This window comes from Streptomyces sp. NPDC002306 (assembly GCF_053593435.1).
In genome coordinates this window covers 28,993-47,736 of the sequence record NZ_JBSFCK010000024.1, presented here as the reverse complement: position 1 = coordinate 47,736, position 18,744 = coordinate 28,993, and the positions used below count along the sequence as shown (strand labels likewise).

General features: G+C 70.7%; 15 protein-coding genes and 2 pseudogenes. 8 read left to right on the top strand and 9 right to left on the bottom strand.

The window, feature by feature from the left end; all coding sequences use genetic code 11:
* Positions 1–357 precede the first annotated feature (357 nt).
* The 3 genes and pseudogenes from ACWCQK_RS31615 to ACWCQK_RS31605 form a co-directional block, all read left to right on the top strand.
* Positions 358–738 (top strand): alpha/beta hydrolase fold domain-containing protein, encoded by a 381-nt coding sequence (locus ACWCQK_RS31615; protein WP_451160809.1) that lies wholly within the window; start codon positions 358–360, stop codon positions 736–738.
* A 389-nt stretch (positions 739–1,127) separates the two neighbouring features.
* Complete coding sequence (locus tag ACWCQK_RS31610) at positions 1,128–1,970, top strand: alpha/beta fold hydrolase (protein WP_451160807.1); 843 nt, start codon at positions 1,128–1,130, stop codon at positions 1,968–1,970.
* A gap of 77 nt (positions 1,971–2,047) precedes the next feature.
* Positions 2,048–2,188, top strand: a pseudogene (locus tag ACWCQK_RS31605) (IS630 family transposase); the annotation flags it as partial.
* A gap of 107 nt (positions 2,189–2,295) precedes the next feature.
* Here ACWCQK_RS31605 and ACWCQK_RS31600 read toward each other — a convergent pair.
* The 3 genes from ACWCQK_RS31600 to ACWCQK_RS31590 form a co-directional block, all read right to left on the bottom strand.
* Positions 2,296–2,613, bottom strand: a complete 318-nt coding sequence (locus ACWCQK_RS31600; RefSeq protein WP_451160805.1) for an immunity 53 family protein — start codon at positions 2,611–2,613, stop codon at positions 2,296–2,298.
* A gap of 401 nt (positions 2,614–3,014) precedes the next feature.
* Entirely contained in the window at positions 3,015–3,710 is a 696-nt protein-coding gene (locus tag ACWCQK_RS31595) for an NUDIX domain-containing protein (protein ID WP_451160886.1), read from the bottom strand.
* 77 nt (positions 3,711–3,787) lie between these two features.
* Complete coding sequence (locus ACWCQK_RS31590) at positions 3,788–4,171, bottom strand: DUF4406 domain-containing protein (protein WP_451160803.1); 384 nt, start codon at positions 4,169–4,171, stop codon at positions 3,788–3,790.
* A 48-nt stretch (positions 4,172–4,219) separates the two neighbouring features.
* Between ACWCQK_RS31590 and ACWCQK_RS31585 the strand changes: the two genes are divergently transcribed.
* Both ACWCQK_RS31585 and ACWCQK_RS31580 read left to right on the top strand, forming a co-directional pair.
* Complete coding sequence (locus tag ACWCQK_RS31585) at positions 4,220–4,978, top strand: DeoR/GlpR family DNA-binding transcription regulator (protein WP_451160801.1); 759 nt, start codon at positions 4,220–4,222, stop codon at positions 4,976–4,978.
* A gap of 585 nt (positions 4,979–5,563) precedes the next feature.
* The gene (locus tag ACWCQK_RS31580) at positions 5,564–7,720 is read left to right on the top strand and encodes an outer membrane protein assembly factor BamB family protein (RefSeq protein ID WP_451160799.1); all 2,157 of its coding nucleotides are present in this window, start codon (positions 5,564–5,566) and stop codon (positions 7,718–7,720) included.
* 190 nt (positions 7,721–7,910) lie between these two features.
* Here the strand turns inward: ACWCQK_RS31580 and ACWCQK_RS31575 are convergent, their stop codons facing one another.
* Together ACWCQK_RS31575 and ACWCQK_RS31570 are read right to left on the bottom strand one after the other, a co-directional pair.
* Positions 7,911–8,711: a crotonase/enoyl-CoA hydratase family protein gene (locus ACWCQK_RS31575; protein WP_451160797.1), complete on the bottom strand. Its 801-nt coding sequence runs from the start codon at positions 8,709–8,711 to the stop codon at positions 7,911–7,913.
* Positions 8,712–8,912: 201 nt separating this feature from the next.
* Positions 8,913–9,377: an acyl-CoA thioesterase gene (locus ACWCQK_RS31570; protein WP_451160795.1), complete on the bottom strand. Its 465-nt coding sequence runs from the start codon at positions 9,375–9,377 to the stop codon at positions 8,913–8,915.
* Positions 9,378–9,578: 201 nt separating this feature from the next.
* On the opposite strand from ACWCQK_RS31570, the gene ACWCQK_RS31565 reads away from it, so the two are divergent.
* Positions 9,579–10,496 carry a class I SAM-dependent methyltransferase gene (locus ACWCQK_RS31565; protein ID WP_451160793.1) on the top strand — a complete coding sequence of 306 codons (918 nt, stop codon included), beginning with the start codon at positions 9,579–9,581 and terminating at the stop codon, positions 10,494–10,496.
* A 166-nt stretch (positions 10,497–10,662) separates the two neighbouring features.
* Here ACWCQK_RS31565 and ACWCQK_RS31560 read toward each other — a convergent pair whose 3' ends face one another.
* From ACWCQK_RS31560 to ACWCQK_RS31550, 3 genes and pseudogenes are all read right to left on the bottom strand, one after another.
* The gene (locus ACWCQK_RS31560; RefSeq protein ID WP_451160791.1) at positions 10,663–11,649 is read right to left on the bottom strand and encodes a hypothetical protein; all 987 of its coding nucleotides are present in this window, start codon (positions 11,647–11,649) and stop codon (positions 10,663–10,665) included.
* Positions 11,650–12,013: 364 nt separating this feature from the next.
* A complete protein-coding gene (locus ACWCQK_RS31555; RefSeq protein WP_451160789.1) occupies positions 12,014–13,552 on the bottom strand; it encodes a CYTH and CHAD domain-containing protein in 1,539 nt (512 codons plus the stop codon).
* Between the two features lie 115 nt (positions 13,553–13,667).
* A pseudogene (locus tag ACWCQK_RS31550) lies at positions 13,668–13,927 on the bottom strand (kinase); the annotation flags it as partial.
* A 664-nt stretch (positions 13,928–14,591) separates the two neighbouring features.
* On the opposite strand from ACWCQK_RS31550, the gene ACWCQK_RS31545 reads away from it, so the two are divergent.
* Positions 14,592–15,755 carry a 4-hydroxybenzoate 3-monooxygenase gene (locus ACWCQK_RS31545; RefSeq protein WP_451160884.1) on the top strand — a complete coding sequence of 388 codons (1,164 nt, stop codon included), beginning with the start codon at positions 14,592–14,594 and terminating at the stop codon, positions 15,753–15,755.
* 75 nt (positions 15,756–15,830) lie between these two features.
* A complete protein-coding gene (locus ACWCQK_RS31540; RefSeq protein WP_451160787.1) occupies positions 15,831–17,567 on the top strand; it encodes a methyltransferase in 1,737 nt (578 codons plus the stop codon).
* Positions 17,568–18,250: 683 nt separating this feature from the next.
* Here the strand turns inward: ACWCQK_RS31540 and ACWCQK_RS31535 are convergent.
* Positions 18,251–18,724 (bottom strand): VOC family protein, encoded by a 474-nt coding sequence (locus ACWCQK_RS31535; protein WP_451160785.1) that lies wholly within the window; start codon positions 18,722–18,724, stop codon positions 18,251–18,253.
* Between the last annotated feature and the right edge of the window lie 20 nt (positions 18,725–18,744).

Genomic DNA, 18,744 nt, shown 5'->3' with positions numbered 1-18,744 from the left:
GTCGTTCCCGGCCGCGCCACCCGCCCCACCCGACGCGCCATCCGCCCGGCTGGTGACCGGACGACCCGACCCCAGGTAGCTACCGCCGACCCAAGATCGCTGCCGAATCCCGGGAGACGCACTTCGGTACGTGTCACACATTTGGGACGCACTCGGTCATAGGTGTGAAAGCGGGCACGAGCCCGCCGACCCGAGGAGTGCGGTGATGACCATGCCCGACCTGAAGCCCGCAGCTCAGAGGCTTGCGGCCGCGACGGCCGACCCGCCGTTGCTGTACGAGGTCGGTCCGGGAGATGCGCGGAAGGGGCTGGACGACCCGCAGGTGGCGCTGGTGGCGAAGCCGGACGTGACGGATGAGTGGATCACGGCGCCCTTCCAGGTGCGCCGTCTGCGGGCACCCATCGCGAGCCGGCCGTCGTCGCGTATGGCCGCTCGCCGCAGGCCGCGTACCCTGCCGCCATCAAGCAGGCATACGCGGCTGCTCGACGGATCACCGCGAAGAGCGCCAAGGGCAGCCTGCGCGCCTCGCACCTGGCGGTGCCCGGCGGCCCCGTCAGCGGCCATACGACCGCCGCCCTGACCCTCATGGCCAGGCAGCCGACCGCGCTCGTCATAGTCGACGAGAACGACGTACCGCGGGACGAGAGTGAGACCTGCGCCCGCGAGCTGACCCAGGCCACGACCACTCCGAACGACAGGGCCGCTCACGCCCCACCCACCGCCGCCCGCGGCACCTGAGACTGCCCGCAGCTCAGTCGCGGCGTCCGCAGGACCCACAGCACCGACGCTGTGCACCGCTTTGTCGCTCGTGAACGCGAGGGACCGTACGAGCGCAGAACAGTGATCATCCGAATCCGTTTCCTCCGCTGTCATCGACCCTACGGGCACGGTGAGCGGTGCGGGCGGGCCGATCAGCATCGACGCTCGGCAGCCTGCCCACCCGCGCGCGGGACCGTCGGGCCCGATCGATTCACCGAGCCGGCGCCTGCTCCTGGCAAGCCCCGGACATGGTCCCGCTTGCCGCCCACGATCCGCCTCTCCATGACTTGCGGCATCTCCTGCCGTACTACGCGGCCATCTCCAACTGTCCGGACATGGCCGAAACCTTCGCCTCGAAAGGGCTCTTCATGTCTCGTCATTCGCTTTCTCGGCGTGCCCGCACACCCCTCGCCCTCGCGGCCACAGCGGCTGTAGCCGTCGGTGTCGCCGCCACGGCGGTCGGTCCGGCGAGCGCCGCCAAGCCCACTTCCTCGAAGGCCGGCAAGCCGACCGTCGTCCTCGTCCACGGCGCGTTCGCCGATTCCTCCAGCTGGAACGACGTCATCAAGAAGCTGAAGAGGGACGGCTATCCGGTGGTGGCCGCGGCCAATCCGCTGCGGGGTGTGAGCAAGGACGCCGCCTCTGTCAAGGACCTGCTGGCCGGCGTCGACGGGCCCGTGGTCCTTGTCGGGCACTCCTACGGCGGAGCGGTCATCACCAACGCCGCCTACGGCTCCGACAAGGTCAAGGCACTGGTGTACGCCGACGCGTTCCTCCCCGACAAGGGCGAGAGCGCCAACGAGCTGGTGAGCAAGTTCGAGGGCAGTGTCATCGGCACGGTTCTGCGTCCCGTCCCGATCACCAACCCCGACGGCTCCAAGGACTTCGACTTCTACATCGACCAGTCCAAGTTCCACCAGGCGTTCGGTGCGGACGTCTCCGCGCACACCGCCGGCCTGATGGCGGTCACCCAACGTCCCGGGACCGGTACCGCCCTCAACGAACCGTCTGGTGAGCCTGCCTGGAAGACCACCCCCACCTGGGCCCTGGTGGGTACCAACGACAAGATCATCCCCCGGAAGCTCCAGGTCTACATGGCCAAGCGCGCCCATGCCCACATCGAGGAGGTCAGGTCCTCCCACGCGGTGAGCGTGTCCCACCCTGACGCCGTCACCCGCGTCATCGAAAAGGCAGCGCGGACGGTCCGCTGACCCGCCGTCGCAGAGCCTCGCAAGGTCACGGACTCCTCCGACTGCGGAGGGGCCCGTGACCGCTCGTTGGGGGTGTGGTGGCTGAGCCTGTCCGTGTGCGTAGGCCGACCGACCAGGAGAGGCGGAAGCCGCAGACGATTGCGCGCCGTGGCAGCATCAGTTCGGCGCGCTACCGGCGCGCGATGATGCTGCTGGCCTCGGGCGGCGGGCGAATGCCCGCTGCCCCGGCATCCTCGCCGCCCAGCAGACGGAGCGCGCTCATCTCCGCGGTGAGAGGGGCATCCGTGGGGTGGCAGGCCCGCACTCGCGGCGTGCGAAGCTCTGCTCAGAGGTCTTCCGCGACACTCTCCGACGCCCACATCCTGAACAACGAGAGTCCCTCGGTCAGATTGCCGGGGCCGCAGGCGATGTGAAAAGTCTGCTCGGACGTCCACGCCATCACCCAGTCATGCTCGTCTCGAGTAACGCGCTGATGAGGATGCTCCCGGTCAGCCAACTCCGTCTCCTCAAGATCGATCTTGACGAACCATCCCGGGTTGTCGAGCGTCTCGATCCTCACGCCCCATTCGTGTTCCCAGTCGCCATCGCACTGCATGGCGTACCAGTTCTGCAACCACTCAAGGACGTGCTCGGACTCGGACATGGACGCGATGGTAGGCGTACCACGCGCGGACCAACGGACCCGGTGAACCTTCCCGGTCATGGCACTGGCACTGGCACCTCCGAAGCATGATCGCGTCCAGGTGGGCACGGGCAGGCGGACAACCGAGAGGGCGATCTCGCTCGCGGAGTCCAGCAGGGCCTCGAACAGCGCGGTGGCCTCCTGTAGACCGCCCTCCCTCAACCGGCCCTCTCCCAACCGGCCTTCCCCCGCGGCTGGCTTCCCCTGCGGCCGACTCCCCCAACGGGACCCGAGCGACGTCCGCCGCCGCGTCCGAGTCGGACTTCACGAGCCGGTCCGAGCGTGGACGCTCCCGCTCCGCGGGCACGGGCCGCCCCGGGAGCGCCGGCGGGCGAGCCGCTGTGCCCGGTGCGGTACCGAGCTCACGCCGGAGCCGGCCGAGCTCCGTCCCGGGGGAGTCGGCCGGTGTCCGCTGCGCGGGCGAACGGACCGTCCAGAGCTGCCCATTGCAGGAGCATGATGGTCTTGCCGTCGGTGATGCGTCCGTCGCGGGTCATGGCGAGGGCCTCGGCGAAGGGCAGTTCGAGGACTTCGATGTCCTCGCCGTCCGCCTCGAGTCCTCCGCCGGTGCCCGTGCGGTCGGCGGGTGTGTACGGGGCGGCGAAGAAGTGGAGGCGTTCGGTGACGGAGCCGGGGCTCATGTAGGCGTCGAAGACGTGGGTGAGCTGGCCCAGGGTGACGCCGAGTTCCTCGGCGCTCTCGCGCCGGACGGCGGCGGGCGGGTCATCCGCGTCGAGCAGCCCCGCGGCCGCTTCGATGAGCATGCCGTCGGGGTGGTCGTTGACGTAGGCCGGGTAGCGGAACTGCCGGGTGAGCAGGACGCAGCCGCGTTCGGTGTCGTAGGGCAGGGCGACGGCGCCGTTGCCGCGGTCGTACGTCTCGCGTTGCTGGGTTTCCCAGCGTCCGTCGTGGCGGCGGTAGTCGAAGGTGGTGCGGCGCAGGACATGCCAGCCCTGGGAGGTGAGTTCGACGTCGCGGATCACGACGTCGGGATTGCCGTCCAGGCTGCGTCCGGCCTGGTCGAGGCCGGTGCGGCCGCGATGGTCGGGGGTGTCGATGCCGGGGTGGCCCGAACCCTCGCGGGGGCCGCTCCCGCCGGGGCGGGCAGCCCCTCCCCGGCCCTTCGCCGGGCTGGTCACGCGGCCTCCTGCGGCGCGTAGTGGGGGATCTCGGCCACGTCGTGGTAGACGGGCAGCCCGCGGCGCCGGGCGGTGGCGACGTCCTGGTCGGCTCCGGCGGAGTCGCCGGGCAGGCGCAGCACGGCGTCGCCATGGGCGAGCAGGCGGTCGGCGGTGGGGTAGAGCACGTCGTCGGCGAGGGGGTCGGTGGGGTCCGCGCCGGCGGAGCGCAGGACGGGCAGGGCGATCCATTCCCCGATCGCGGGGAGGTGGCCCGCGGCGAAGACCGGCCAGGCGGCGTCTTCGAGGCGGGCGAGGTTGGCGGCCATGGCCTGCGGGTCGCCGCCGGTGCCGGAGCGGTAGGGGCCGGCGATCAGGATGAGCATGCGCTGGTCGGTCACAGGCGCTAGAGTACATGCAGAAACGTGCAAGAACGGGAGAGAACGTGAATGCTGGCTGCTGAACGACGCGACCATCTGCTCGGTCTGCTCGCTCGCGAGGGCAAGATCGTGGCGAAGAACGTCGCCGTCGAACTGGGGATCTCCGAGGACAGCGTGCGGCGCGATCTGCGCGATCTCGCCGCCGAGGGACTGTGCCAGCGGGTCTACGGCGGCGCCCTGCCCGCTTCGCCGGCGGTGGTGGACTACGCCGCTCGGCAGGCCGTGGCCCCGGACGGCAAGCGGAAGGTCGCTTCGGTGGCGGCCGGCTTGGTGCGGCCCGGCGGCGCGCTGATTCTCGACGGCGGGACCACCGCGCTCGCCGTCGCCCAGGCGCTCCCGCAGGATCTCGCCTGCACCGTGATCACCCACAGCCCGACGATCGCCGCGGCCCTGCTCGACCATCCGCGGGCGGAGCTCTTCCTCCTCGGTGGCCGCGTCTTCAAGCACTCGGCGGTCACCTGCGGCGCCGCCGCGGTCGAGGCGGCGCAGAACGTCTCCGCCGACCTCTGCCTGCTCGGTGTCACCGGCGTACACCCCCAGGCGGGACTGACGACAGCTGACGCCGAGGAAGCCGCGATGAAACGTGCCCTGTCCGCGCGGGCCGCGGACACCTACATCCTCGCCTCCGCCGAGAAGATCGGCACGGCTTCACGGTTCCGCGTCCTGCCCTGGGAAAGAGTCAGCGGACTGATCACTGACGCCGACTCCCACGACCCGGTCGTCGAGCAACTCTCGGCACTGGGCGTGGAGATCCTGGTAGCCGACTGACCGCTACGAGCCGAACGCGGGCACGCGCACCCGTGCGGGAGCCCGTACGCGACCCCGCGCGAAGTGCGCGTGCGTGTGGACCGGTCGGGCTCGGCCGCGAGAACGCCGACGCCGCCTTCGGGATCTCGTTCGGGCACCCGATATCGACCTCTTCGCGTAGGTGTTTCTGGCATTTCCGGAGCTACCGAGCTACCGGCACTTCGGCACGAGGCCGCCCGCGTACAGGTGGATGCGGCCCTGGCATGGATGCGAATCTGGCAAAATCCTCGCAGCCGGGGATCATCCCGCTGGGTAGTCGTGGGTAGTCGTATTCCCCTTGCGAGTGCCACGAGTTGGGCCGGTTCTCGCGGCCGTGGGCCCCCGGCTTCCGCCGACCGCGCCAAGCCCGGCCACCCCATGTTGCGTTCATGGACCATCTAAGTCCACAGCGCCGTCACCCGCTCGCATCACCCTCTGTCCGTTGATCAAACTCACGCGATCGGGGACACCTTGTCCAGTTATTCACATGATGAGTGCCGGCACGCCCATACCGGGCGCCGTGACTTCCTGGGGCTCGCCGCGGGCGCCACGCTGACCGTTGCCGGGATGGGCTCCCTTCTGGGCGCCGCACCGGCGACGGCCGCGCCGGCCCACACGGCTTCGGCGGGCGGTCCCGACACCACCCTGCGTTTCGCCCTGGTGACGGACACCCATATCAATGTCGACTCGCCTCTGACCACGCAGCGGCTGACCCAGGTATGGGCTTCGATAGCCGCCCGCACCCCGGACCTCGTCCTGCACTGCGGAGACATCACCGACACCGGGCGGCCCGACGAGTTCGACCGCTACGCCGAGATCCTGCCGCCCTCCCTGCACGGCAAGATGCACTACTCCCCCGGCAACCACGACGTGCGGTGGGACGCGTCCGCCAAGGAGGAGTACCACACCCACTTCGGGCCCGCCCCGTACTCCTTCGACGCGGGCGGAGTGCACTTCATCGGGTTCGACCCCACCCAGGTCCTCCAGGAGCCCGGTCACTACGGCCCGGGCGGCCTCGACTGGCTGAGGGCCGACCTGCGGCGGATGCGGCCGGGCACACCCGCGGTGCTCTTCCAGCACTTCCCGATGGGCAACAACTTCTACTACGTGGACGACCAGGCCGCCGTACTGGAGGTCCTCGCCGACCACGACGTGCGGGGCGTCTTCGCGGGCCACATCCACAAGGAGGTGGTCACCAAGTTCAACGGCCTCACCCAGGTCGGGCTCAACGCGGTCAAGAACGGCGCCCTCTACTACTGGGTCGAGCGTCAGCGGGCCGCCGACGGTACGCCGCTGCTCCAGGTGAGCCGGGTCAGCGTCGCCGCCGACGGATCCGAGACCGAGGTACCCGTGACGGTCATGCCTCTGGCCGGTGAGGGACCGGGCCGCCCGCAGCGCCCGCAGTGGGTCTCTCTCGGCAAGGCCGCCGCCGGGCAACTGCCGGTGACCGTCAAGCTCAAAGCGGCCGCTCAGCCCACTCAGGTAGCGGTCGACCTCTACCCGCAGAGTGTCTTCGGCGGCACTTCCACTCCGGTGTGGCACGGCCTGACCGCCAGAGAGGGCCGCGAGTGGAACGGTTCGATCGACGTCTCGTCGCTCGCACCGGGCAGTCAGCGTCTGCGGCTCCAGGTCACCGGCCCGGACGGGACCTGGTGGGAGGGCACCGCACGGTTCGAGGTGGACCGCACCGCCGCCGACCCCCAGCCGCGGTGGCGCTACCGGCTGCCCGGCGCGGTCCAGGGCGGCATCGCCCTCGCCGCCGTCGGCTCCCGGCGCGCTGTGGTGGCCGCCTCCACCAGCGGAAAGGTGGTCGCGCTGCGCCCGGGTGACCACAAGCGCCCCTCGCCCCTGTGGTCCGCGCAGGTGGGCCCGGTGTACCGGAAGCCCGCGGTCGACGCCGAGGCTCGCACCCTTTTCGTACCGTCGTCGGACCACCGGCTGTACGCGCTGAAGGCGGCCGACGGGCACCGGAAGTGGCACTTCGACGCGGGTGCGCCCGTGCTGAGCGCGCCGCTGGTGGCTGAAGTCGACGGCCGGGAGCGGGTGTTCTTCTCCGCGGGGCAGTCGCTGTTCGCGGTGGACGCGCGCACCGGAGAGCGTCTCTGGTCGGTGCCCGACCGAGGCTTCTCGTCGGGGCGGGCCGCCGTTGACGGTCGGAGGGTCTTCACGGCCGCGGACGACGGGTACGCGCGCGCCCACGACGTGACGACGGGCGCCGAGCTGTGGTCTTTCGCGATGGCTACGGGCACCGAGAACCACGTGGCTCTCTACAGCGGTTGGGACAACGTTGTCGCGGTCGGCGACGGAGTGGTGGTCGTCGGGTCGGTCGCCGGGTCCTGGGGGCTGGACGCGGCCACGGGCGCGCTGCTGTGGAAGCTGGCCGGTAGCGCGATGTACGCGCCCGCCGTCGTCCTCGACGACGGATCGGCCCTGCTGACCACCGAGTTCGGCGTGATGTCCCGGATCGACCTCGCGACGGGCACGAAGCGTTGGCAGGCCGATCTGGCTGTACGGGTGTTCAACGCCGGCGTGGCGGTCGACAGCACGACGGCGTGGGCTCAGTCGGCCGACGGCCGACTGCTCGGCGTCGACCTGGCCGACGGGACACGGCGGGGTCGCCTCCAGCACAGCCTGGCGTACTCCTTCAGCACGCCGGTGATCGTCGACAACGTCCTGGTCGTGGGCGACCAGAACGGCACCGTGGCCGGCATCAGCCTGCCGTAGCGCTCCGCGGACGCCTCCCAGCGGAGCCGGTCTCGCCCCGCCCCACCGGGGACGAGTCCGGCTCGCTGTCGGCAGCCCGTCGGCGAGTGCGCTCGTGAGTGAGTTGTCTTCGCCGCAACACCGCGCGTGCGCTCGGGAGGGGGCTCCTTCGCCGCTCGGGAGGCCGCTCACGCGGGTGGCGGTGCGGGCCTCAGTGGCCGGTGAAGACGGCGTCGCGGCGTTCGACGAAGGACTTCACACCTTCGGCGCTGTCAGCTGAGGTCATGAGCCGGGCGAGGTCGGGCTTGAACTGAGCGACGGCCGCGGCATCACCCTCTTCGCGGGCCTGGTGGGCCGAGGCCAACGCGGCACGCACACCGAGCGGAGCCGAGCGTTCACTGATGACGCGTGCGATCCGCTTCGCGCGCTCGATCGCCGCGGCGCCGTCGGCCTGGACTTCCTGGATCAGTCCGATGCGGTGTGCCTCGGCGGCGCCGAACTCCTCGCCGGTCAGGATCCAGCGCATGGCGTTGCCCCATCCCGCTTCGCGGGGGAAGCGGAAGGTGGCTCCGCCGAAGGGGTAGATCCCCCGGCGGACCTCGAGCTGGCTGAAGCGGGAATCCTGGGCCGCCACACGGATGTCGGCGGCCAGGAGCAACTCGATGCCCGCGGTCATCACCCAACCCTGCGCGGCCGCCACGAGGGGCGTGGACCATGTCCCGTCCCGCCGCCACGGGTCACGGCCGCCGTCCGGGACCGCGAAGCCGCCCGAAGCGAGGTCTCCGCCGACATCCTGCATGTCCAGGCCGCCGGTGAAGTGGTCGCCATGGCCGAACAGGACTCCGCACCAGACGTCCTCGTCCGACTCCAGCAGTCCGTAGGCCATCGACAGCTCGCTGATCATCTGTCTGGTGAAGGCATTGCGCTTGGCCGGGCGGTTCAAACCGATCAGCAGCACGTGTCCGTCCCGCTCGACCGTGACGGTGGCGGCGTTCTCCGAGGTGGCACTCATAGTTCCTCCAAGGTGCGTGTCGTGTCGCGGCCGAGGGGCGCCGATGGGCATCCGATGTCGCTGGTGTCGACGGTGAGGTGTCCGTGCCCGTCAATCAGTCGCCTTTCTCGCGGTGTTCACGCCGAGGAGAGGCACGAGCACCTTCCTGAACGGCCCGCGGCCACCGTGGCCCGGGTGGACGCTTCGTGGCGCTCGCGTCCGTCAGCGCGGCGGAGGCCCCTCCCGCGATGACGCCGATGCGTGCAGCGCGGTGATCCACTCTTCGGGCCAGGGTGTGCTCTTGGCACCACTACGGTGGTTACGGTCGCTGTGGGCGGTCACATACCGGCCGCGAGCGGCCCGGCGTCCCGGCAGCCCCCGGAACGGCTCGCCCCACACCTCGAAGGTGAAGGTCATCGAGGCGGTGCCGATCCGGGTCAGCTCGACGACCGTACAGACCTCCTGGCCGAAGAAGAGCGGCGCCTCGAAGTCCACCTCGTAGTGAACGCGAGGCGCGACCGGGAAGTAGCCGTGCAGGCCCGCCTCGTCCATGAGAGAAGCCTCCGCGGCCTCTATGAATCGAACGACCGTGCTGTTGTGGTAGATGCCTCCCGCGTCCGTGTCGATCCATTCGACTCGCGTCCGGTGGACGCCGGACGGCTTCGGGGGCTGGAGCGGGGTGGTCACGCCGTGTTGCTCCTGGCGGTCGGCCGGCCTCGTGTCCGGGCCGGACCTTGGAATCATGCGGGTTTGCTTCCGCGGGTTACCGGAATTTCTGCCTCCTGCCCTTCCAGTCTGACCGCCCTGGTCGTAGCTCTCCTGTTGGGGCCGGGTCGGCGGCGTCCTGCTGAGGCCAGGTCGGGCGGGCGTGGTGTTGAATGCGGCTCCATGAGTGAGAGTGGGCGTGCGGCGAGCCGGACCGCGGTACTGGTCTGCCAGGGGCGGGCAGCGGCGGACGGGACATCCGCTGGCGGCCGGTTCACGGATCCGCTGGCGATACGGCTGCTGCGGGACGCGGAGCGGGTGCCCGTGGCCGAGGTACGCGCGGGCACCGCGCCGCAGGGCCGGCAGGCACGTGTCACGTTCGAAAGTGTGCGGGCGTGTGCCGAGGTGGTCGTGCCGCGGACCGTCGCGATCGACGAGGCCGTGCGCGCCCACGTCACCGGCCAGCTCGTGATCCTCGGCGCCGGTCTGGACACCCGCGCGTGGCGGCTGCCCGACCTCGCGCGGACCGATGTGTGGGAGGTCGACCATCCGGCCTCCCAGCAGGACAAGCGTGCCCGGCTCGCCGAGGCCGCCGCCGTGCCGCCCGGGGCCGACGAGAGCGGTCGGATCGCCGTCGAGCTGCCGGTGACGGCCCGTTCCGCACGCTTCACACCGGTCGATTTCACCGTCGACGATCTCGGTGCGGCGTTGGATGCCGCGGGGCACGACCCGTCCGCTCCGACGACCTGGCTGTGGGAGGGCGTCGTCCCCTACCTCGCGCGCGGCGAGGTGCGCGCCACGGTGGCCGCGCTCGCCGCCCGCACGGCCCCGGGCAGCGCGCTCGTCGTCAACTACCAGACGCCGTCGGCGCGAGCGGCCGTAGGACGGCTCCTGACGCGTGTGCTCGGCAGTGCCGTGACGTCGGGCGAGCCGTGGCGTTCGCTGTGGAAACCGCGGCAGATGGCCGCGCTGCTCGCGGAGCACGGGCTGCGGGTGCTGTCGGACGACGATCTCCTCACCCTCGCGCACAGCCTCGGCAGCCCGGCGCTCAGGCGGACGTCACTGCGGTCCGGCCGCGTGGCGGTCGCGGTCAGCCACTGACGTACGGGAGTGACGGCGCGGTGAGGCGGCCGGTCGATCCCGGGGCGGTCACATCGGGGCGTGTGCCGCGGCGACGTCGGCGATGAGGTGCGGTGGCCCGGCCCGGGACGCCGTCCAGCGGGCCGTACGCAGCACCGGCCTCGCCCACCCGCGGTTCACCGTCGGCTCATGCCGTCTCGGCGTACCGCTCCCCCGCGAATGCCCGCACCACCGGCACGACCGCGTCCGCACCGCCGGGCAGCCGGTCCAGGCGCACCAGGGCGAATGCCTTGTGTCCGTCGGCCAGGTAAGTGGGGTTGTCGTGCGGCCGGGTCCCGGGCAGCGGCCACACCACGAGCCATGGACGCGGGTCGGTGCTGGTCGGCGGGCGGCCGACGGTGATGGCCGCGATGTCCTGCCAGGGAAAGAACGATTCCTCGCGGGTGACGTCGCGCATGCCGACGCCGGCCGGGCCGACCCGCAGGCGCAAGGGCTTGCGCCAGCGCCGGTAGGAGCGGGCCGCGAGGTAGGCACAGCCGATCGCGCCGAGCGGGCCCAGCGCGGTGAAGGGCTCGGGGCCGACGGCTCGGCCGTGGACGAGTTCCCAGAAGGTGTATCCGAGGACGACGGTCAGCGCCCCCCACATCAGTGCCCAGGTGCCGGCCCTTCGCCGGTCGACGAACTCGCGCTCCCCGCCGGGCACGCGGAGCCCGGACACGGTGACGGGGATCGGCGGACGCACGGCGCGCGGCGCGGTCTCGAAGGCGGCGCCGCCGTGTTCGGCGAGTACGGTCGTCAGCGCGGACACGCTCTGGTCGAGGTCCTCGCAGTCGACGATCGTATAGCGCAGCCGGCTTTCGAGCGTCCGGTCGGGTTTGCGGGGCAGCGTGACACCGGCCGCCGGCCAGAGCGTGAGGCGTGGCTTGGGCGGTGTGGTGGTGTCGCTGTTCTCACCGGTGTTCGGGAGGTGCCACAGGGAGACGGCGTCGATCTGCTCCCAGGCGAGTTCCGCGTCGTGGAGAGTGATCCCGAAACCGTCGACGCGCAACCGGAACGGCAGCCGGGCCTTGCCCAGGTCCTTGGCCCCGGCGTAGACGACGGCGAGCGCCAGGAGTCCCACCACCGCCGGTCCCCCGGCTTGCCGGGAGAGCGCGAGCCAGACCAGTGCTCCCACGACAGCGACGACACCTCCGGCCACCCATCGCCGGCCCCGTCGTCTGAGTGTCCGCTCGACCGTGAACTCCACTGCTCCCCCGCCCCCTTGTCCGTCCCCACCGGCTCTCATGATGCGGTCGGGAAGGCGCACGGCCATGGCCGCGAGCGGGGTGTTGCCCAACCGTGACGCCTCTCAGGACGGCCGCTGACATCGGTCACGGCCGCGTCGTCCGCCGTTCACCACGGGACCCACGAAGGCGGACCGGCATCGCGCCGGTATCGCCCTCGTCGCCGCTCCTGAACCGGGTCGGAACCCGGTCGGCCGGGAGGCGCTGGACTCGCAGCGATGGTGCGGCGGTGGCCCATTCAACGAAGGTGGATTCTCAGCGAACGAGTTCCTTGCGGAGCGCGGCCTTCGACACATCGGCCCACGCCGCGGGCAGTTCCCGTTCCCGGGCGTCGGCCACGGCTCGCTCCTGCCCGTACAACATGCCCCAGGTGAAGCTGGGCTCTCCCGCCGCATGCGCCGCCAGGGCCAGTTGTCTCAGCGCGTCCCGCGCGACGACGCTGTCCTGATGGTCCCCGAGCACCTTCTGCACCGCCTTGACGCGCTTGCCGAGCCGCTTGGCGGGGCCACCGAGCGAGGCACGCGCCGGTTCGGTGGCGTACCGCGTCTTCTTGGCGGCCTTGCGTGCCTGATGAAGGGCCGCGTCGCGTTCCGTCCCCGCTGACAGCTCGCCGGCGTGTGCGACCCGGTCGGCCAGCGGCTCGTACTCCTTGAGGATCGCCTTGACCATCACCTTCTCCGGCTTGAGGACGGCTTTGCGTCGCAGTGGGGGCTGCTCCGTGAGCGCGGCCAGAGAGTTCAGAAGGCGCAGGTAGCGGGGCGAATTCAGGGCGTCGAGGGTCCGCTGCCGCGCCTCGGAGGTGCGGGCGACGTTCCACACCTGCAACCGCGCGCCGACGGCCCCCAGAACCAGTTCCCGGGGCGCGTCCGCGATGTGTGAGCCGAGCCGTTGCATGAGGACTTCCTGGTCGCGTTCCACGCCCAGCTCGGCGCCCAGCCACTTGAGCTCCTCGCGGATCGGATCGGTGACCTTGCGCTCCAGCACCGCCCGGTAGGAACGCAGGGTGCTGCGCAGCCGACGGCAGGCCACCCGCATCCTGTGCACCGCGTCGGGCAGGTCTCGGCGCACGGCGGGATCGAGTTCCACGAGGGCGCGTACCTGCTCGTCCACGTACCGGAGGAGTTCCTCGGCGGCCGAGCCGGATACGACCTTCCCGGCACGTGTGTCCGTCCGACGCGGCGCCCCCGCTCCCGTCTCCGCCAGGGCGCGGGCCAGCTTGGACGGATGGCCCGCACGCTCGACGCCGTTCTTGCGCAACGACTTCTCCACGATGTCGAGCAGCCCGGGATCGGCGTCCTCGGCGAGCTCGATCTCCATCTCCGTCCACGATGCCTTCGCGGTCGTGCCGAGGAGGGCTTTGGCGCGGACCTCGTCGAGGCTGACCTCCGCGAGGACCGTGCCGTTGGAGCCGACGAGGTGCAGGGTGCGGCGGGAGGTCCTGATACGGACCACCGGCCGCAGCTCGGCCCCCCGGCTGCGGGACAGTGCCAGCTCGCACAGGATGTCGGGAAGGGTGTCGGACAGCGGTGTGCGGACCTCCTCCCGGCTGTCCCCGGACATCGGCAGTTTGAGGTGCCAGCCGGCGTCGGACCCGCCCGTCCTCCGTCGGACCGTGGCCGCTGAACCGGCCAGGCGCAGGTCGTCGGTGTCGTAGTACACGGCGTCCAGCTCGTCGGTGCCCTTCTCCAGGACCGAGTCGATGTCGTCGACGCCGACGAGGTCCGGCAGCCACGAGGTGTCATCAGCCGACGACGCTTCGTACTTTCGTTCTGTCTCCCGCTTCGAATGGGTCATACCGGGCGCGTGCACGCCTCACCGCGGCTCAAACACGCGCGGCGGAAGATGCTGCGCCAGTTCCTGCTGATGGCGTGGTTGACCTCGCGGTTTTACCTGCGCCGGCCGGTGTCGGTCAGCGTTCCAGGGCGGGCAGGCGGGCCAGGCCGGTCTCGCGCATGATGCGGTCGACGGTCTCGTGCCGGGCGCTTCCGGCGCCGATGAGGTCTCCGCGTCACCGGGCAGGAGATCACGCGGCCGGTACCAGTCACGCAACTGCATCTCGTCGACCTCGTCGGCGATCAGCTTGGTGGCGTGCCGGGCGAGGGTCTCCGCGAACGGTACGTCCAGGTAGTAGCCGTGGGTCGGACCGCAGTGATCAGCACGCAGTCGAGCAGTGACATGGCATGAAGCCGGCGAACGCGAACCGGCCGTGCTGATCGCCCGGTTGACGGGAGCGTCGTGACGCAGACCGTCCGGTGCGGCGCCCAGGCACCTCCCGTTCCCCTGCGACGGCGCCGGTACGGCTCATACACGGTGGGGCCAATTCGGCGAGCTCCGGTTCGACCATGCCGGGCGGCTCGACCGCGAGCCGCGGAGACAGGCCACGGGAGCACTGCTTTGGCCGGCTCCGGCAATGCTCCGATCGTCACCGCCGACGGCGGCGCGGTGCTCGGCGCGACCGCGCCTGGCGGCTACGTCAGCAACGCCGCCCGGTGATCGTGTGGTTCCAGGGCGGCGGCCTGGTCACCGGCACCGGACAGGACTGCGACCCCTCCAAGCTGGCGGCGCAGGCCAGCGTGGCGTCACCGTCATCTACCGTCTCGGCGCCCTCGGCTTCCTGGCGGGCCGGTGGCCGCCTCGCCTGCCACCACGACACACGCATGCCCATACGCGCCCGGCCAAGGCCTACTTGGGCCTGTCCGGAGTGAGTATCCCTTCGCCGTTCAACCAGGGCATTCAGGTGACTTCGGCGCGAGAACCGATTTTCAGCCACTTAGTATGTGTTTCCGTGACAGACGGGAAAAGCCAACGGCATCCGGGCGACCACGCGACCGATGTGGTCATCCTCGGCGCCGGGCCGGCCGGGCTCGTGCTCGGCAACATCCTTGTGGACCGGGGGATCGACTGCGTCGTCCTGGAGCGGGCCGAGCGCACGCACGTGCAGACGCGGGCACGTGCCGGATTCCTGGCCGCCAACACCGTGCGGATCCTGCACCGGCACGGCCTCGCCGAGGGGCTGCACCGGCACGGGCTGGCCCACAGCACCTGCGAGTTCCGTACCGAGGACGGCCGGTTCCGGCTGGACTACAGCGAGCTCGGGCAGCGGGAACAGCACACCGTCTACCCCCAACAGGACCTGGTGACAGACCTGTTGACACGGTTCCTTGAACACGGCGGACAGATCCGTTTCGCCACCGAGGCCATGGCCGTGCGCCACATCGACAGCGAGCGGCCCGAGGTGGCCGTGCGTGAGCCGGACGGGCGGCCGGCCCTGTGGCGGGCACGGTACGTGGCCGGCTGCGACGGACGTCACGGCGCGGCCCGGCGTTCCCTGCCGGACGGTTCGGTCCGCCACCACCGCGATCACGGCGTGACCTGGCTCGGCCTGCTCGCCGAGGCGCCGCCCAGTATGGACGCCGTCGGGTACGCGGTCCACGAACGCGGATTCGCCGGGCACATGGCCCGCACCAGCGAAGTCACCCGCTACTACCTGCAGTGCGAGCGCGGCACCCCGGCCGACACCTGGTCCGAGGAGCGGATCTGGGACGAACTGGAACTGCGGATGCGGGCGCGGGAGTACGGACCGCTGCGTCGCGGGAACATCGCGCAGCGTTCCGTCGTCGACCTCGAGTCCGACGTGCTCGAACCGCTGCGCCACGGCGCGCTGTTCCTCGCGGGCGACGCCGCCGCTCTGATCAGCCCGTCCGCAGCGAAGGGCGCCAATCTCGCCGTGCTCGAAGCGGCGATCCTGGCCCGCGCCCTGATCGACGACCTCACGGCCGGAGACCCCGAGGGCCTCGACTCGTACTCGGCGCGCTGTCTGACGCACATCTGGCGCGCGCAGGAGTTCTCGCACTGGATGATCGGGCTGCTGCACGGCCCGTCCGGCGCGGACGGCGAGTCGCTGTTCCACAACTCCCTGCGCCGCTCCCGTCTCACCTCGCTGCGCACCTCGCGCAGCCACCAGGACTGGTTCGCCGAGCACTACGTCGGCGTGTAGCCCGTCATCCCCCAACTCCGCACCCGCGTACGTCCGTATGCACACATCCGAACCCCGGAATGAGGATCCCCCGCGATGATCACGGCATTGTCGGGCGATACGTCCCGCCTGCGCGCGACGGTCGACTTCGTCAAGGAACAGGACACCGCCACGCTGCTTCCGCTCCTGCTTCCCGGGCTCGACGGCCCGGAGCTGCGGGCGTTGGTGGAGCGTTGCGAGTTCTCGCACGCGGCGCTGCTCGTGTTCCCGCCCGACGAGGCGGTGTTGGACGTCACGTTCGCCGACTGCGGTCTCGTCGCGGACGCGCCGCCTCGGCCGAGTGTCGTCGTGCGCGAGCGTCTGGCCGTACGGCACAAGCGGGGTGCGGCGGAGCTCGACGTCGGCGTCCTGCGCCCCGCGGTCGAGTGTCTGGACGGGGCGCGACGCGTGGTCGAGGTGTTCGCGCTGACCGTGCCGCCGGGGTCGGACCTCGACACGCTCGCCGCGCACGAGCGACAACAGCAGCACGAGGCGCATGTCGCCTTCGAGGTCGAGGCAGCGGACCCGTTGGTGCTGCGCGGCCTGTGCGCGGCCTTCGGGCAGTACGGCGCCACCCCCGACGGCGGCGGCTACAACCCGCACGAGAACGGCACAGTCTTCTACTTCACCGCGCCCGCCGAGGCCAAGGCCGCCTACCGGCGGGTGGAGTTGTACGTCCCCGGCGACCACCGCGACATCCTCGCCCCCCACCTCGACGAACACCGCCGGCGACAGCCCGCCGAGGCCCTGGTGCGTCTGCTGACCGGGGCGTGGACCACGCAGGCCCTGGCCACGTTCGCACGGCTGGAGGTGGCCGAAGCGATGGACGAGGAGCGGGGTGTCGACGTGGCGGAACTGGCGCGCCACGTCGGTGCCTTCGCGCCGAACCTGGCCACTCTGCTGCGCTACCTGACCATGCTCGGCGTGGTGAGCGAGGGCCGCGACGGTTTCCGGCTCACGGAGACCGGCAAGCTGCTGCGCGCGGACGCCGAAGGGTCGATGCGGCCGCTGGCGCTGATGTACGGGGGACCGTTCTACGAGTCCTTCGCCGGGCTCGGACACACCGTGCGCACGGGACAGGTCGCCTTCGAGCAGCGCTTCGGCGAGAACCACTTCGACCACTTCGCCCGCGATCCCGAACTCGCCGAGCTCTTCGACCAGTCGATGGCCGCCGGTGCACGGATGTTCGACCCGCTGCCCGCCCACCCGGTCCTCACCGCGGCGGCCGATGGGGCCACCGTGGTCGACATCGCCGGGGGCAACGGAGAGTTGCTCGGCCGAATCCTTTCCGCACACCCTCGCCTGCTCGGCGTGCTGTTGGAGCGCCCGCACACCGTCGAGACGGCCCGCCGCCTGCTCGGTGCGGCGGGTCACACGGCGCGGTGCACCTTCCGGGCGGGTGACTTCGCGGACGTACCCGCGGGCGGCGACGTCTACGTCCTGTCCCGCGTCCTGCACGACTGGGACGACGACCGCTGCCTCGAGATCCTGCGCCACTGCGCCGGCGCGATGACCGACACCGCCGATCTGCTCGTCGTAGAACGCGTCCTGCCCGCCGACGGCTCGGCCTCGCTGGCCACGGCCTGGGACCTGCACATGATGTGCAACGTCGGCGGCCGCGAACGGCGCGCCGACCACTACGCCCGACTGTTCGCCGACGCGGGCCTCACCCTGGTGGACCGGACTCCGCTGCCCCTGGACGGCAGCGTGCTGCACGTCCGCAGGACCGGCCCGGCGCACAGCACTGCTGATGCCGACCTCCGAGCAGACGGCGTTGACGGCGGATCCCGTTGAGGGGAATGGGCCACGTCCAGCGGGCGCTCGCGTTGACGTGACGGGTCTCGGCTCGTCACGCGTCCGCCTCGTCGACTGAGCGTGGCCACCGCATGAGCCTGGCAGCCGCTGACGGGCTGAGGGACTGACGGACAGTAACGTGCAACGCGTCTCGCCACCCCGCACTCAGCCATTCCCGGACGGCGACCCCGAGGTGCGACGGGGAGACCGATCCAGAACCCGCCAGGGCCTCATAAGCGGCTTCGCTAATCTTTTCCGCCGGATAACCATCGGCGTTTCCCTATGACGGATCTACGGGTGCGCCCTAAACCGGCGCAGCATACTATACAAGGGGCGGCAGACCTCGAAACCCAGGAAGGCCGGTTGTCATGCATTGCTTTGACTGCATTCTCGAGAGTCGCGCTTCGACCGTACCGGTAAGTCCATCCGTAGCGGCAGCTGTATGTGCACGGTGTGGGGCTGGGATCTGCGGAAAGCACGCGCATGCCACCAGTGAACCGCTCTCCGGAGCAAGGGAATCCTCCCACCCGGCACCCGAGGCCAGGCGACTCACCTGCGACACCTGCCATACGGCGGAAAGTGCTGCCGCCCGCCATTCTTGAGCTTCGCACCTTGCCCAGAGGGAGAACGGGAAGCGGCCCGTTCTCCCTCTGGGCAAGCGACGGGCGTCGGCGCCGCCGGTATCACCGGCCAGGCTGCCGCTCCGTGATCTCCTGGAGCACCCAACCGTTGCCGTCCGGGTCGGTGAAGGTGGCGTAGGAGGCGTAGGACGCACGGTCGGGGTTGGGGCCGGCGATCCGTTCCTGGCCTGCGCCTCGATGGACGGCGTCACCGGCTTCGTGGCCGTGGTGGAGGAGTCCTCCGGCGTCGTGGAACACCTCGCTGACCTTGATCCCGCGGCCGACAAGCTCCGCGCGCGCCTCCTCGACATCCGAGACGATGAGGTACAGGCCCTGACTCGAGCCCGGGTCGGCGGTGACCATTCCCTCGCCGAAGATGATCGAGCACGCGGAACCGGGCGGGGTGAGGTGCACCAACCGGTAATCGTCGCTGAACGTGTTGTCGACGTCCATGCGGAACCCCGCCGTCTCGTAGAAGCTCTTGGCGCGATCGACATCGGAGACGGGAAGTACAACGACTTCGAGCTTCAGATCCATCTTTTTCACCTTCGTGGAAT

Excerpts from the sequence above, each read along its gene's own strand:
- ACWCQK_RS31610 (WP_451160807.1), top strand. The coding sequence starts at position 1,128 with ATGTCTCGTCATTCGCTTTCTCGGCGTGCCCGCACACCCCTCGCCCTC.
- ACWCQK_RS31600 (WP_451160805.1), bottom strand. The coding sequence starts at position 2,613 with ATGTCCGAGTCCGAGCACGTCCTTGAGTGGTTGCAGAACTGGTACGCC.
- ACWCQK_RS31585 (WP_451160801.1), top strand. The coding sequence starts at position 4,220 with ATGCTGGCTGCTGAACGACGCGACCATCTGCTCGGTCTGCTCGCTCGC.
- ACWCQK_RS31580 (WP_451160799.1), top strand. The coding sequence starts at position 5,564 with ATGGGCTCCCTTCTGGGCGCCGCACCGGCGACGGCCGCGCCGGCCCAC.
- ACWCQK_RS31575 (WP_451160797.1), bottom strand. The coding sequence starts at position 8,711 with ATGAGTGCCACCTCGGAGAACGCCGCCACCGTCACGGTCGAGCGGGAC.
- ACWCQK_RS31565 (WP_451160793.1), top strand. The coding sequence starts at position 9,579 with ATGAGTGAGAGTGGGCGTGCGGCGAGCCGGACCGCGGTACTGGTCTGC.
- ACWCQK_RS31555 (WP_451160789.1), bottom strand. The coding sequence starts at position 13,552 with ATGACCCATTCGAAGCGGGAGACAGAACGAAAGTACGAAGCGTCGTCG.
- ACWCQK_RS31540 (WP_451160787.1), top strand. The coding sequence starts at position 15,831 with ATGATCACGGCATTGTCGGGCGATACGTCCCGCCTGCGCGCGACGGTC.
- ACWCQK_RS31535 (WP_451160785.1), bottom strand. The coding sequence starts at position 18,724 with ATGGATCTGAAGCTCGAAGTCGTTGTACTTCCCGTCTCCGATGTCGAT.